General features: G+C 69.6%; 11 protein-coding genes. 5 read left to right on the top strand and 6 right to left on the bottom strand.

The annotated features are described in order from the left end of the window. Positions 1 to 122 precede the first annotated feature (122 nt). The 3 genes from Pph01_RS29255 to Pph01_RS29245 are packed head-to-tail and all read right to left on the bottom strand — an operon-like array spanning position 123 to position 2,156. On the bottom strand, positions 123 to 368 hold the full coding sequence (locus tag Pph01_RS29255; RefSeq protein WP_204076380.1) for a DUF6406 domain-containing protein: 246 nt from the start codon (positions 366 to 368) through the stop codon (positions 123 to 125). Between the two features lies 1 nt (position 369). Beyond that, positions 370 to 1,848, bottom strand: coding sequence for a C2 family cysteine protease (locus Pph01_RS29250; RefSeq protein ID WP_204076379.1), 1,479 nt, complete (start codon positions 1,846 to 1,848; stop codon positions 370 to 372). Beyond that, positions 1,845 to 2,156 carry a hypothetical protein gene (locus Pph01_RS29245; protein ID WP_204076378.1) on the bottom strand — a complete coding sequence of 104 codons (312 nt, stop codon included), beginning with the start codon at positions 2,154 to 2,156 and terminating at the stop codon, positions 1,845 to 1,847. The genes Pph01_RS29250 and Pph01_RS29245 overlap by 4 nt, the downstream gene beginning before the upstream one ends. A 151-nt stretch (positions 2,157 to 2,307) precedes the next feature. Here Pph01_RS29245 and Pph01_RS29240 point away from each other — a divergent pair, with 151 nt between their 5' ends. Next, complete coding sequence (locus tag Pph01_RS29240) at positions 2,308 to 3,282, top strand: sulfotransferase family protein (protein WP_204076377.1); 975 nt, start codon at positions 2,308 to 2,310, stop codon at positions 3,280 to 3,282. A 10-nt stretch (positions 3,283 to 3,292) separates the two neighbouring features. On the opposite strand, the gene Pph01_RS29235 is transcribed toward Pph01_RS29240, so the two are convergent. Continuing rightward, positions 3,293 to 4,189 (bottom strand): hypothetical protein, encoded by an 897-nt coding sequence (locus Pph01_RS29235; RefSeq protein ID WP_239117102.1) that lies wholly within the window; start codon positions 4,187 to 4,189, stop codon positions 3,293 to 3,295. Positions 4,190 to 4,393: 204 nt separating this feature from the next. On the opposite strand from Pph01_RS29235, the gene gnd reads away from it, so the two are divergent. After that, entirely contained in the window at positions 4,394 to 5,815 is a 1,422-nt protein-coding gene (gene gnd, locus Pph01_RS29230; RefSeq protein WP_204076376.1) for an NADP-dependent phosphogluconate dehydrogenase, read from the top strand. Positions 5,816 to 5,937: 122 nt separating this feature from the next. Here the strand turns inward: gnd and Pph01_RS29225 are convergent, their stop codons facing one another. After that, complete coding sequence (locus Pph01_RS29225) at positions 5,938 to 7,527, bottom strand: MDR family MFS transporter (protein ID WP_204076375.1); 1,590 nt, start codon at positions 7,525 to 7,527, stop codon at positions 5,938 to 5,940. Positions 7,528 to 7,629: 102 nt separating this feature from the next. On the opposite strand from Pph01_RS29225, the gene Pph01_RS29220 reads away from it, so the two are divergent. Together Pph01_RS29220 and Pph01_RS29215 are read left to right on the top strand one after the other, a co-directional pair. Then, positions 7,630 to 8,190 carry a TetR/AcrR family transcriptional regulator gene (locus Pph01_RS29220; RefSeq protein WP_204076374.1) on the top strand — a complete coding sequence of 187 codons (561 nt, stop codon included), beginning with the start codon at positions 7,630 to 7,632 and terminating at the stop codon, positions 8,188 to 8,190. A 26-nt stretch (positions 8,191 to 8,216) separates the two neighbouring features. Continuing rightward, entirely contained in the window at positions 8,217 to 8,618 is a 402-nt protein-coding gene (locus tag Pph01_RS29215) for a nitroreductase family deazaflavin-dependent oxidoreductase (RefSeq protein WP_204076373.1), read from the top strand. A gap of 250 nt (positions 8,619 to 8,868) precedes the next feature. On the opposite strand, the gene Pph01_RS29210 is transcribed toward Pph01_RS29215, so the two are convergent. Continuing rightward, the gene (locus tag Pph01_RS29210) at positions 8,869 to 10,032 is read right to left on the bottom strand and encodes a sensor histidine kinase (protein ID WP_204076372.1); all 1,164 of its coding nucleotides are present in this window, start codon (positions 10,030 to 10,032) and stop codon (positions 8,869 to 8,871) included. Positions 10,033 to 10,168: 136 nt separating this feature from the next. On the opposite strand from Pph01_RS29210, the gene Pph01_RS29205 reads away from it, so the two are divergent. Continuing rightward, entirely contained in the window at positions 10,169 to 12,658 is a 2,490-nt protein-coding gene (locus Pph01_RS29205) for a DEAD/DEAH box helicase (RefSeq protein WP_204076482.1), read from the top strand. Positions 12,659 to 12,678: the final 20 nt, after the last annotated feature.

Raw genomic sequence — 12,678 nt, 5'->3', positions numbered from 1 at the left:
GCCCTGGAGGATGTGCACGGCGCCGGCGCGATCGGCCCCGGAACACGCCTCCGTGGCCTGCTCACCGGTGGACTGGCACGCCGAGACCGCGAATAGCGCGGCGAGAAGGATGGCCGCGCGCCTCATGACCCGGCCTCCAGGTCGGCGTATCCCCGCCCGTCCGCCTCGATCGCGGTCACCCGGTACGACCGGTCGGCGATGTCGAGGGTGTCACCGACGCCCAGTTCGTAGGTGCCGCTCGGCACGCCGTCCACGTTCACGGTGACGACGACCTGCCCGGGCTTCAGGTCGTTGATCCCCACGAGCAGGGACGCCCCGCCGTGCTCCAGCCGGTACGGGATGCCTCGGCGCAGCCGCCACTCTTCCATGTCAGTCCCCCACGCTCAGCTTCTGCGGATCGTCGAACCACTTCTTGAACTCGTCCGGCGTGACCACGGCGTCGGGCGAGTCCGGTCCCCACGGGTTCCCCAGGATGATCTTTCCGTCCTTGAACCCCTTCACGTAGAAGACGTGCCTGGCCACGTAGGCGCCCTTCAGGTTCGCCGGCACGCCGTCCGCCGTGGAGTGGGTCGAGACGATCACCGGATGCCCCGAGTCGAACGCCTTCTTCACATCGTCGTAGTCGAGGTCGAGGCCGTCGGCGTCGTTGCCCGTGAGGTACGGCGGGGCCTTCTCGGTGAAGTCCCACTCGATGGCGCCGTAACTGCCGCGCTCCTCACGGTCGTACCGGTCGTCGCCGCCCTTCGAGTCGGGCGCGCCGCCGCCGTCCTCGGCGTACAGCAGGGCGAACGCCTTCTCGTAGTAGCCGGGCCAGCTCTCGGTGATCTTTCCGCCGCTGACGCTCCGCGCGAACGCGAGGTTGCCGTTGGCGTCCACCGGCAGGTCGGGAGTCACCGTCACCCAGTGCAGTTTCCCCTCCTTGTCCCACACCCGCACGGAGACGGTGCCGTTGGCGTTCTGCCGGATGCCGTCCTGGATGAACTTCGGGTCGGCGGCGGCGGTGGCCTTCAGCGAGGCGATGTACCAGCAGTCGCCCAGCGTTCCCTGGGCGACCTCGTCCGCCTGGACGCCGTCGGCGAACATCGGGACGTTCGGCATGCCGTACCGGAGCCCCGTGGTGCTCACGCCGCTCTGGCTGTTGACGCCGTCGAGGAAGACGTCGGTGGAGTCGAACCCGGGCTGCACGCCAGGCAGGTCGGCGGCGAGCTTGCCCCACAGGCCGGGCCCCGCGCGCTCGAGGAGGTGGCTGAGGTGCTCGCGCCGCTCGCCGTCGGGCAGCCCGTTGTGGTCGAACGGGTTGAGCCAGCTGTCCCCGGTGTCGGAGATGAGCCTGCCGTACCTTTTGAGGTCCTCGTCGCTCACCTTCGACAGGAACAGGTCGAGTTCGGCGGGGGTGAGCTCCTCCAGGCGTTTGGCGACCGCGCTCAGATCGTCGCGGTTTCCGTTCATCCCGAAGTCCTTGCCGCCCAGCCCCTTGATCGCGTCGAGCGCCTGGTTGACCTTGCCCTGGTCCGGCTCGTCCCGGTCGAAGACGATCATCGGGTCGACGACCGTGCCGGGCGGGAAGGGGGCGCCGGGGGGTGAGATCCGGTCGCACCGGCGGTCGATCTCCCCCGCGGTGTCCGGCAGGACGGTCGCCAGCACCCCGGGCACGCCCCTGGCCTCCCCGCCGCGCATCGTGTCCAGCAGCGGCTGGTACGACGTCGGGGGTGCGCCGTTCAGGGCCGACTCCGCGTCGCCGAGCACCTTGGCGAGGTCACGCTGGAGCCCGCCGGCACCGCCTCCCGCCTTCCTGAGCTCCCTGGCCAGAAGGCGGATCTTGTCGACGTCGAAGCCGGCGTAGGTCATTCGGCCGCCTTCTTCGCCGCGTCGGCCTGCCGTTCCAGGCTCTCGGCCTCCCTGACCCACGCGCCGGCGTCCATGACGAGCCGGTTCGCCATCCCGCTCAGATGCCGTTTGTGGTCCTGCAGGCGGCCGGTCGTCTCTCTGGCGTACCAGCCCTGCCAGGCGTCCTTGGCGGTGGCCGCGGCCACGGCCTGGTCGAGGAATGGGCCGAGCGTCTCGGCGATGGTCCTTGCCCGCCGCGCGCACTCCCTCAGCTCGTGGGCCCGCCTGCGTAGGGATTCGGGGCTTTCCACCGGATCCGTGGGGATCATGGAGGCCATGCTAACGACGATCATCCTGCCCGGGGGGCGACTCCGGAGAACCGCGATAGGACGGCCGCCAGGGTGGTACACCAACCCCGAAAGGATGCTTCCAGGAGGTGATATTTCCAACTAAATTTGTAGGGAAATAGGGAGGATAAGCATGGCTTTGCCTGACTTCCTGGTGATGGGGGTCCCGAAGGCCGGGACGACCGCCCTGCACACCGCCCTGAACCGGCATCCGGGGCTGTTCATGTCGGCCGTCAAGGAGCCGAAGTTCTTCCTCACCGACGGGCCGCCCCCAGCGGGCGTGGGCCCCGGAGACGCCGAGACCTACCGCGAGCACGTGTGGCGGCGGGCCGACTACGAGGCGCTCTTCGACGCGGCTCCCGCCGGGGCGCCGCGCGGCGAGGCGACCCCGTTCTACCTCTACGACCTGGCCGCCCAGCGGCGGATCCGGGACGCGGTTCCGGGAGCCAAGCTGATCATCTCGCTGCGCGACCCCGTCGAGCGCGCGCACTCCAACTGGACCCATCTCTGGTCCGCCGGGCTCGAACCGATGGGTGACGTGATCGAGGCCTGCGCGCGGGAGCGGAGCAGGATCGCCGCGGGCTGGGCGCCGTTCTGGCACTACGTCGCGATCGGCAGGTACGGCGAGCAGCTCAGGCACCTCTTCACGCTCTTCCCGCGCGAGCAGGTGCTGCTCTTCCGCTACCGCGACCTGGTCGACCGGCCCGCCGACACCCTGGACCGCATCTGCGTGTTCCTCGGGGTCGAGCGGGGAGTGATCACCGAGATCCCCCGGGAAAACGTCACGGCCCACCCTCCCGAGACACGGCGGCACGAGATGCTCTCCCAGCTCGTACGGCTGGGCGACCGGGTCCTCGGGCAGCGGCTGACGACGCCAATGGAGAGGGTCCTCCAGTGGGGCGGCCGGGCGCGGCGGCCCCTGACCTGGGCGCAGCGTCAGGAGTTGTTGTCCCACTTCGCCGCGGACATCGCCCTCCTCCAGGAGATCACGGAGGAGGACTTCAGCGACTGGCTCCGTCCCCGGGAGAGGTCGGGCGGCCTCGTGGGCAGCCGGCCGTCGGGCCAGCGGCAGGCGCGCAACGGTCGGCCGAGGCGGGGAGCGGCGTAGTCGCCCGGGGTCAGCGCAGTTCGGTGCGCAGCTCGTGGGCTCCGTCGGCCCGGGTCAGCTCGTAGTAGAGGCGGTGGCCTCCGTCGACGGGCACGATGGCCAGGTAGCGCAGCCCGCCCCGGGCGTGACCTGACTGCGCGGCGGGCCCGTTGCCGGTCGCCGTCAGCGTCGACGGGTCGGGGCCGATCGCGACGCCGGTGCGCTCCTCGTAGTTCTCCTCCGCCGACGCCCTGCCGTCGTAGTAGGCGATGACGGTCTCCCCCGTGAACGTCACCGCGCTGACGCGGACACCCCGGGAGTCCCAGGCGCCCGGCCGCCGGTCGAGAGCCGTCCCCTGCCAGGCCCAGTCGAGCCCGTCGAGACTTGTGGCGTAGTCGGTGACCATCTGGTCGGCCTCCTGCGCGTCCTCCAGCGGATGGCAGGACGCCCACAGGTGCCACATGCCGCCGTGGTGGAGGATCACCGGGTCCTTGACGCCGGTCTTGAGGTCTCCGGGGAGCACGACCCGGGCGGCGGCGGGGTCGAAGGCCGCGGGGTCGGCGGCCTCCATGACCTCCACCCGCCAGTGCTTGGTGCCGTACGTGGCGCAGCTGAGGTAGAGGCGCCATTTGCCGTCGGGGGTCACCACGAGCGTGGGACGTTCCAGGGACTCGGTGTTCATCTGCTCCTTCGAGATGGTGAGCAGCGTCTCGAAGTGCACCCCGTCCGCCGACCTCGCCACCTCGACCGCGTATCCGCGGCCCTCGCCGATGGGCCGGCGCAGCCGGTAGGCGAGATAGATCCACCCGTCCCTGCTGACGGCGCTGGGCGCACCCGCCCAGAATCCGGCCCCGTCCCCGGGCGGGGGCACCGCGACGACCGACCGTTCCGGCTTCGGTATGAACACGTCGAACTCTCCGTTGATCACATGATGACGATGGTCAGCCCGGCCTCGGGCATCCCTCCTCTTAACAGAGGATCAAGGCGACTGCCAAGCATTTCCCGCCCCCGGCTGCCATCTCTATAGAAAACCCGTCGGATTAGCCGGGTTTTGACATGATAAGCGAGAGCGGCGATTCCCCTGCCTCCCCCTGTCGCGCCTTGACCACCCGAACGGTATATGACTGGTGTCATGGACAAGGCAGACATCGGAGTGACCGGGCTGGCCGTCATGGGCCGGAACCTGGCCAGAAACTTCGCTCATCACGGATATGTGGTCGCGGTGCACAACCGCAGCGAGGAGCGCACGAACCAGTTCATGGACGACCACGCGGCCGAGGGCTCGTTCCTCCCGGCAGGCTCCGTCCAGGACTTCGTCGCGTCGCTGAACCGGCCCCGGAAAGCGATCATCATGGTGAAGGCGGGGGCGCCCACCGACGCGGTGATCGAGGAGCTGGCCGCCCACATGGAGCCGGGCGACATGATCATCGACGGCGGCAACGCGAACTTCGCGGACACCCGCCGCAGGGAGGCCGCGCTGAAGGAGCGCGGCCTGCTGTTCGTCGGCACCGGGATCTCCGGCGGCGAGGAGGGCGCGCTCAACGGGCCGAGCATCATGCCCGGCGGAGACGCCGAGGCCTACAAGACGCTCGGACCGCTGCTCGAGGACATCTCGGCGAAGGTCGACGGGACGCCGTGCTGCGTGCACGTCGGCCCCGACGGCGCCGGGCACTTCGTGAAGATGGTGCACAACGGCATCGAGTACGCCGACATGCAGCTGATCGCCGAGTCCTACGACCTGCTCCGGCAGGCCATGGGGCTGTCCCCCGCGGAGCTCGCCGACGTCTTCCGCGAGTGGAACAAGGGCGAGCTCGAGTCGTACCTCATCGAGATCACCGCCGAGGTGCTGGGCCACGTCGACGCCGAGACCGGCAAGCCGTTCGTCGACGTCGTGGTGGACCAGGCCGAGCAGAAGGGCACCGGCCGCTGGACCGTGCAGAGCGCCCTCGACCTCGGCGTCCCGGTGACCGGCATCGCCGAGGCGGTGTTCTCCCGCGCCCTGTCCGGCCACCCCGAGCAGCGGGCGGCCGCGCGCGCCCTGGCGGGCCCGAACGGGACGGCCGCGCACGCGAACCTCGTCGAGGACGTGCGCCGTGCGCTCTACGCCTCCAAGATCGTCGCCTACGCCCAGGGCTTCGACCAGATGATCGCGGCCAGCGAGGAGTACGGCTGGGACATCGACCTCGGGGCCATGGCCACGATCTGGCGCGGCGGCTGCATCATCCGGGCGCGCTTCCTCGACCGGATCCGCGAGGCCTACGACGCCGACCGCCGGCTGCCCACCCTGCTGGTGGACCCGACGTTCGCCGACGCGCTCACCGCGGCCCAGGACTCCTGGCGGCGCGTGGTGGCGACGGCGGCGACGATCGGCGTCCCGACGCCGGGCTTCTCCTCCGCGCTCGCCTACTACGACGCCCTGCGCAGGGACCGCCTGCCCGCTGCGCTCGTCCAGGGCCTGCGGGACTTCTTCGGCGCCCACACCTACCGCCGCGTGGACCGCGACGGCTCGTTCCACACCGACTGGTCCGCCGACCGCTCGGAGAACCCCGCCTGACCAGGGCGGCCCGAAGAACTCGCGCCACCTCGCAGAAGACCGTACGGCCTGCGCCCAAGCTGGGGGCGCAGGCCGTACGGCTTTTCTCAGGGACGTCTACTCGGGGAGCCGCCCGGGGCGGGTCACTCGAAGGCCACGGCCGGAACCGGCTCGCGGTCCTCGCTCGCCGAAGTGGGGCCACCCCTGAGCGGGATCTCCTTGATGAACAGGGCGAGGATCGGAACCAGCACCGCGAACAGGACCGCCCAGCCGAAGACCGAGCTGATCGAGCCGGCGAGCGACTCCAGGAACCCGCCCTTGATCTGCGGAGGCAACTGGTCGAGCGCGGCCGTGTTCATCTGCCCGCCACTCGCCGTGACCGCCGCGGCGGCCTGCGGGCCGATCTTCTCGGTCAGGCTCGCCGTCAGGTGGTTGTTGAAGATCGCGCCGAACAGCGAGATGCCGAACGAACCACCGATGGAGCGGAAGAACGTCGAGGCGCTGCTCGCCACTCCCAGGTCACGCTGCTCGACGCTGTTCTGCGCGATCAGCATGCTGGTCTGCATCAGGAAGCCCATGCCGAGACCCAGGACCGCGATGAACACGCCGGTCTGGAAGGTGGTGGTGTTGACGTCCTGCAGTGACAGCAGCCACATGCCGACCGCCATGATGGCGCCGCCGATCACCGGGTAGATCTTGTACTTGCCGGTCTTGGTGATCGCCCGGCCGACGAAGAGGGACACGACCATCATCGCGCCCATCATCGGCAGCAGGAGCAGGCCGGAGTTGGTCGCCGAGGCGCCCTGGACGGTCTGCTGGAACAGCGGCATGAAGCTGATCGCGCCGAACATGGCGAACCCGAGCAGGAAGCCGATCAGCGAGGTCAGCGAGAAGTTCCGGTTGCGGAACACGTGCAGCGGCATGATCGGCTCGGCCGCGCGCTTCTCGATCGGGAGGAAGACGGCGAGCGAGACGACCGCGAGGACCGCCAGCAGGATGATCTGCCAGGAACCCCAGGCGTATCCGTGTGCCTGGCCACCCCAGGAGGTGATCAGCACGAGCGCGGTGATGCCGACGGTGAGCACGCCCGCGCCCAGCCAGTCGATCCGGTGTTCGGTGCGCTTCTTCGGCAGGTGCAGCTTGGCGATCAGCCAGACCAGGGCGACGCCGCCCAGCGGCAGGTTGACGTAGAACGCCCAGCGCCAGTTCAGGTGGTCGGTGATGAAACCGCCGACGAGCGGGCCCGCGATCATGGCGAGCGACATCATCGCGGCCATGATGCCCTGGTACTGACCCCGCTCGCGCGGAGGCACCAGGTCACCGATGATGGCCATCACGTTGACCATGAGGCCGCCCGCGCCGAGGCCCTGGAGGGCGCGGAAGGCGATCAGCTCGGTCATGCCGTCGCCTGTGCCGCCGAACATCGCCGAACCGGCCATTCCACACAGGGCGGACCCGATGAGGAACAGGACGATGGAGCCGAGGAAGATGTTCTTACGGCCGTAGAGGTCGCCGAGCTTGCCCCAGATCGGGGTCGACACGGTGGTGCCCAGCACGTATGCCGTGGTCACCCAGGTGAAATATTCCAGGCCGTTCAGCTCGGCCACGATCCTCGGCATCGCCGTGCCGACGATCATGTTGTCGAGCATCGCCAGCATGATCGCCAGCACCAGACCCGGGAGCACGATCATTACTTCTCTGGACCGCGCCGGCGCGGCCGCGGTTTCCGTCATCAGTGGAGCCCCCCTCGTGGCTTACTTGCCGCCCGGCAAGTTAGACACCTAAGGTATTCTCCTTACTTGCCGGCCGTCAAGTTAATAAGGGATAATCGGACAATGGGTGCACAAACGAACACACGGACCCGCATCCAGGAAGTCGCCATCAAGCTCTTCACCGAACAGGGCTACGAGGCCACCTCCTTGCGGGAGATCGCCGAAGCCCTCGGGGTGACCAAGGCCGCGCTGTACTACCACTTCAAGACCAAAGAGGACATCGTCGCCAGCCTCACCGAGGACCGGGCGCAGGCCATCGAGGCCCTGGTCGCGTGGGCGAAGGAGCAGCCCCGCACCCCGGAGACCCGGCGGGAGATCATCAGACGGTACTCCGAGGACATGACCCGCGGCCGCCACCACGAGGTCATGCGGTTCATGGAGCGCAACCAGACCGCCCTGCGCGGGCACGGCAAGGTCGAGGAGATGCGCGAGCGCATGACCGGCCTCCTCGACATGCTCTGCGAGCCCGGCGACAGCCCCACCGTGCGGCTCAGGCGGTCGATGGCCGTCTTCGCGATGCACGCGGTCTGGTTCGTCCTCGTCGACGAGGACGTGACAGACGAGGAGCGCATGCAGGCCGCCCTCGACGTCGCCCTGGAATTGGTCGACGCCCCCGCCGGTTGACGCGGAGGAAAGGCGAGGTGAGCAAGATGCTCTTTGGTAAAGAACACGTCGAGCGTTACATCGCGACCGACGGCGAAGAGGGCCACGACTGGCGGGGCACGACGGTGGCGATCCTGACCACGACCGGCCGCAAGTCGGGTGAGAAGCGCAGCACACCGTTGATCTACCAGCCGTACGGCAACGCATATCTGCTCGTCGCCTCCCATGGCGGCGCACCGGAGCACCCGCTCTGGTACAAGAACCTCGTGGCCGACCCCGACGTCGAACTCCAGGTCAAGGGCGACCGGTTCAAGGCGAGGGCCCGCACCGCCACGCCGGAGGAGCGGCCCGACATGTGGCGGACGATGACCGCCACCTGGCCCGACTACGACGCCTACACGACGAAAACCTCTCGCGAGATCCCCGTCGTGGTGATCGAACGCGTCTGACGGCAGGGCCGCTACCAGGGCAGCGCGCCGCCGTCGTCGAGGAACGCCCCCGTGTGGCCGCTCTCGTCGACTAGGGCCGGCCGTACGGCTATCGCGGCGCCCTGCCCCGCCGACCGGTGACCGCCGACCGGTGACCGGTGACCGGTGACCGGTGACCGGTGACCGGTGACCGGTGACCGGAGTGCCCGTTCAGGCCGCGCGCCCGTGCCGGGCTCGCGGCCGCACGAGGCCCTGCGCCGGCTCAGGGCGCTCAGCGAGCGCTGACCGCGGAAGGCCGGGACGCAGCGTCCGGCGGGACGCAGGGGACGCGGGCGGTGAGCGCGAAACCGCCCTCCGGCGTGGGCCCCGACATGATCCAGCCGCCGACGAGGTTGACCCGCTCCTTCAGGCCGACCAGGCCGTAGCCCGATCTGCCCGGGTGCTCCACCGAGGGGTGCCCATCATGGTCGGCGCCGGGGCCGTTCACCACCGACACGTTCACGACGTCACCGCACGCCTCGCAGTCGACCTGGACCCGGGCCCCCGGCGCGTGCTTGCGTACGTTGTTCAGGCCCTCCTGCACCACCCGGAAGCACGCGTGCTCCGCCTGCCTCTCCAGCAGCCCCGGGGGGACGTCGAGGTGCAGGGTGATCTGGAGACCGGTCACATTGCCCTCCGCCACCAGCGCCGGGATCGCCTCCAGCCCCGCCGCGGAGGCCGGCATGTCCGCGCGGCGCAGCACCGTGAGCAGCTCCCGCAGCTCCGCCAGCGCCCGGACGCCCTTGTCCTCGACGTTCTTGGCCAGTTTGCGGATCTCGCCGGGATCCTCGTTGTCCTGGATGATGCCCGCGTTGAGGACCATGACGGTGACGGCGTGGGTCACCGTGTCGTGCAGTTCTCCCGCGATTCGCCGGCGCTCCCGTGAGGCAGCGTGCTCCTCCCGCAGCCACATCGACTCGCGCAGGTCCTTGACCATCATGCGGTAGGCCCACTCCCAGTTCCCGATCATCGCGGGGAGGTAGACGAACGCCACGGCCCGGAAGGCGCTCAGGAAGGCCATCCGGTGGCCCTCCGGCGCGAGATAGTCGGCCAGCAGGAAAACAACCGCCAGGCCGCCGGCCGTCGCCCGCCACGCGCGGACCGTGTTCGCGGCCGCCATCGAGTAGGCGGCGGCGGCGAGCGCCACGCCCTGCCCGGTGAAGGCCGCGCACACGATCGAGGCGGCGAGCGACGGCCACGCGGTGCGCCGCCGTACGAGCAGGGTGAGCGCGGCCACCACGGCGGAGGGGATGGACAACCAGAGGGGCACGGGAAACCACGCGTCCGGCCGCAGCAGCGTCTGCGGGACCGTGTAGGCGATCACGGCGGTCGCGAGCAGCACGTCGACGATCTCGTCCCGGTGCCGCGAGACGAACCCGGCCCGCTTCTCCCCCATAGGCCTAGTTTGTGGGTTTGACCTGCGGCGTTCTCACAGCGCCACGCCCTTTGGCGCACCTTGGCCGGGTGTTGTCGTCTGTGTGCTGGTCGAACCAGCGGCCTCGCTTCGGCAGGATAGAGAGGTGAGCGAGAACATGACCCTGCTGCGGCACCTCCCGGACGACTCCGAACCGGACTCGCTGTTCGACGCCTTCGTCGCGTGGAACGCCGAGCGGGGCCTCACGCTCTACCCGGCGCAGGAGGAGGCGCTGATCGAGGTCTTCTCCGGCAACAACGTGATCCTGTCCACGCCGACCGGCTCGGGGAAGAGCCTCGTCGCGGCCGGGGCGCACTTCGCGGCGCTCGCCAGGGACGAGGTCAGCTTCTACACCGCGCCCATCAAGGCCCTGGTGTCGGAGAAGTTCTTCGACCTGTGCGCCCTGTTCGGCACCGAGAACGTCGGCATGATGACCGGCGACGCGTCGGTCAACGCGGACGCGCCGATCATCTGCTGCACCGCCGAGATCCTCGCCCAGATCGCCCTGCGGGACGGGGCGGAGGCCGACGTCGGCACCGTGATCATGGACGAGTTCCACTTCTACGCCGAGGCGGACCGGGGGTGGGCCTGGCAGGTGCCGCTGATCGAGCTGACGCAGGCCCGGTTCCTGCTGATGTCGGCGACACTCGGCGACGTCGACCGGTTCGAGAAGGACCTCACCCGCAGGACCGGCCGCGAGACGGCGGTGGTGAAGAGCGCCGAGCGGCCCGTCCCGCTGATCTACTCCTACCGGCTGACGCCGCTGCACGAGACGCTCGAGGAGCTGCTGTCCACCCAGCAGGCCCCGGTCTACGTGGTCCACTTCACGCAGGCCGCCGCGATGGAGCGCGCGCAGGCGCTGATGAGCATCAACATGGCGACCAAGGCCGAGAAGGAGGCGATCGCCGCCCTCATCGGCAACTTCCGGTTCACCACCCGCTTCGGCCGGGCCCTGTCCCGGCTCGTACGGCACGGCATCGGCGTGCACCACGCGGGGATGTTGCCGAAGTACCGCCGGCTCGTGGAACGGCTCGCCCAGGCGGGGCTGCTGAAGGTCATCTGCGGCACGGACACGCTCGGCGTCGGCGTCAACGTGCCCATCAGGACGGTCCTGTTCACGGCGCTGTCGAAGTTCGACGGCAACCGGGTGCGCCGGCTGCGGGCGCGGGAGTTCCACCAGATCGCCGGGCGGGCGGGCCGGGCCGGCTTCGACACGGTGGGGTACGTCGTCTGCCAGGCGCCCGACCACGTCATCGAGAACGAGCGGGCGCTCGCCAAGATCGGCGATGACCCGAAGCGGCGGCGCGGCTACGCCCGCAAGAAGCCGCCGGAGGGTTTCGTCGGCTGGACCGAGGAGACGTTCGAGAAGCTGCAGACGGCCGAGCCCGAGCCGCTGACGTCCCGGTTCAAGGTCAGCAACGCGATGCTGCTGTCGGTCATCAACCGCCCCGGCGACTGCTTCCAGGCGATGAAGCGCCTGCTCACCGACAACCACGAGGACCGCAAGGCGCAGCGGCGGCACATCAGCCACGCCATCGCGATCTACCGGTCGCTGCTCGCCGGGGGGATCGTCGAGGCGCTGCCGGAGCCCGACGAGCACGGCCGCCGGGCGCGGCTGACCGTCGACCTCCAGGAGGACTTCGCGCTCAACCAGGCGCTGTCGACCTTCGCGCTCGCGTCGTTCGAGCTGCTCAACCCGGAGTCCCCCACCTACGCGCTCGACCTCGTCTCGATCATCGAGTCGACGCTCGACGACCCTCGCCAGATCCTGCACGCCCAGCTCAACAAGGCGCGCGGCGAGGCCGTCGCCCAGATGAAGGCCGACGGGATCGAGTACGAGGAGCGGATGGAGCTGCTCGCCGAGGTCACCCATCCCATGCCGCTCGCCGACCTGCTGTTCGGCGCGTACGAGACCTACCGCCGCGGGCACCCGTGGGTGGGCGACCACGTGGTCAGCCCCAAGTCGATCGTGCGCGACATGTACGAGCGGGCCATGACCTTCACCGACTACATCCAGTTCTATGAGCTGGCCAGGTCGGAGGGCACGGTCCTGCGCTACCTCGCCGACGCCTACCGGACGTTGTCGCGCACCGTTCCCGAGCACCTCAAGAGCGACGACCTCATCGACCTCATCGAGTGGCTCGGCGAGCTCGTACGACAGGTCGACTCGAGCCTCATCGACGAGTGGGAGAAGCTGGCCAACCCGTCCGAGGCCCTGGAGTCCCGCGACGAGCTGGAGACCAGGATCCGGCCGGTCACGGCGAACACGCGGGCCTTCCGGGTGCTGGTGCGCAACGCGATGTTCCGGATGGTCGAGCTGGCCGCCCTGGACCGCGAGGAGGAACTCGTCGAGCTCTACCCGGACGTGGACTGGGCGGCGGGCCTCGACGCCTACTACGACGAGCACGAGGAGATCGGCACCGGCCCGGCCTCACGCGGCCCGGCGCTGCTCCAGATCGAGGAGGAGAAGGAGCTGTGGCGGGTCCGCCAGGTCATCGACGACCCGGCGGGCCACCGCGACTGGGGCATCGGGGCCGAGGTCGACCTCGCCGCCTCCGACGAGGAGGGCACGGCCGTCCTGCACGTCACCGGCCTTACCCGGATGTGAGCCGCCCGGCCGGGCCACGG

Source organism: Planotetraspora phitsanulokensis (genome assembly GCF_016863295.1).
In the GTDB taxonomy this organism is placed as follows: domain Bacteria; phylum Actinomycetota; class Actinomycetes; order Streptosporangiales; family Streptosporangiaceae; genus Planotetraspora; species Planotetraspora phitsanulokensis.
This window is presented reverse-complemented; position numbering and strand designations above follow the sequence as displayed.

What these genes read in the sequence shown, in the direction of transcription:
- Pph01_RS29225 (WP_204076375.1), bottom strand. Translation starts at nt 7,527, where the DNA reads ATGACGGAAACCGCGGCCGCGCCGGCGCGGTCCAGAGAAGTAATGATC.
- Pph01_RS29205 (WP_204076482.1), top strand. Translation starts at nt 10,169, where the DNA reads ATGACCCTGCTGCGGCACCTCCCGGACGACTCCGAACCGGACTCGCTG.
- Pph01_RS29255 (WP_204076380.1), bottom strand. Translation starts at nt 368, where the DNA reads ATGGAAGAGTGGCGGCTGCGCCGAGGCATCCCGTACCGGCTGGAGCAC.
- Pph01_RS29210 (WP_204076372.1), bottom strand. Translation starts at nt 10,032, where the DNA reads ATGGGGGAGAAGCGGGCCGGGTTCGTCTCGCGGCACCGGGACGAGATC.
- Pph01_RS29245 (WP_204076378.1), bottom strand. Translation starts at nt 2,156, where the DNA reads ATGATCCCCACGGATCCGGTGGAAAGCCCCGAATCCCTACGCAGGCGG.
- Pph01_RS29240 (WP_204076377.1), top strand. Translation starts at nt 2,308, where the DNA reads ATGGCTTTGCCTGACTTCCTGGTGATGGGGGTCCCGAAGGCCGGGACG.
- Pph01_RS29250 (WP_204076379.1), bottom strand. Translation starts at nt 1,848, where the DNA reads ATGACCTACGCCGGCTTCGACGTCGACAAGATCCGCCTTCTGGCCAGG.
- Pph01_RS29220 (WP_204076374.1), top strand. Translation starts at nt 7,630, where the DNA reads ATGGGTGCACAAACGAACACACGGACCCGCATCCAGGAAGTCGCCATC.
- gnd (WP_204076376.1), top strand. Translation starts at nt 4,394, where the DNA reads ATGGACAAGGCAGACATCGGAGTGACCGGGCTGGCCGTCATGGGCCGG.
- Pph01_RS29215 (WP_204076373.1), top strand. Translation starts at nt 8,217, where the DNA reads ATGCTCTTTGGTAAAGAACACGTCGAGCGTTACATCGCGACCGACGGC.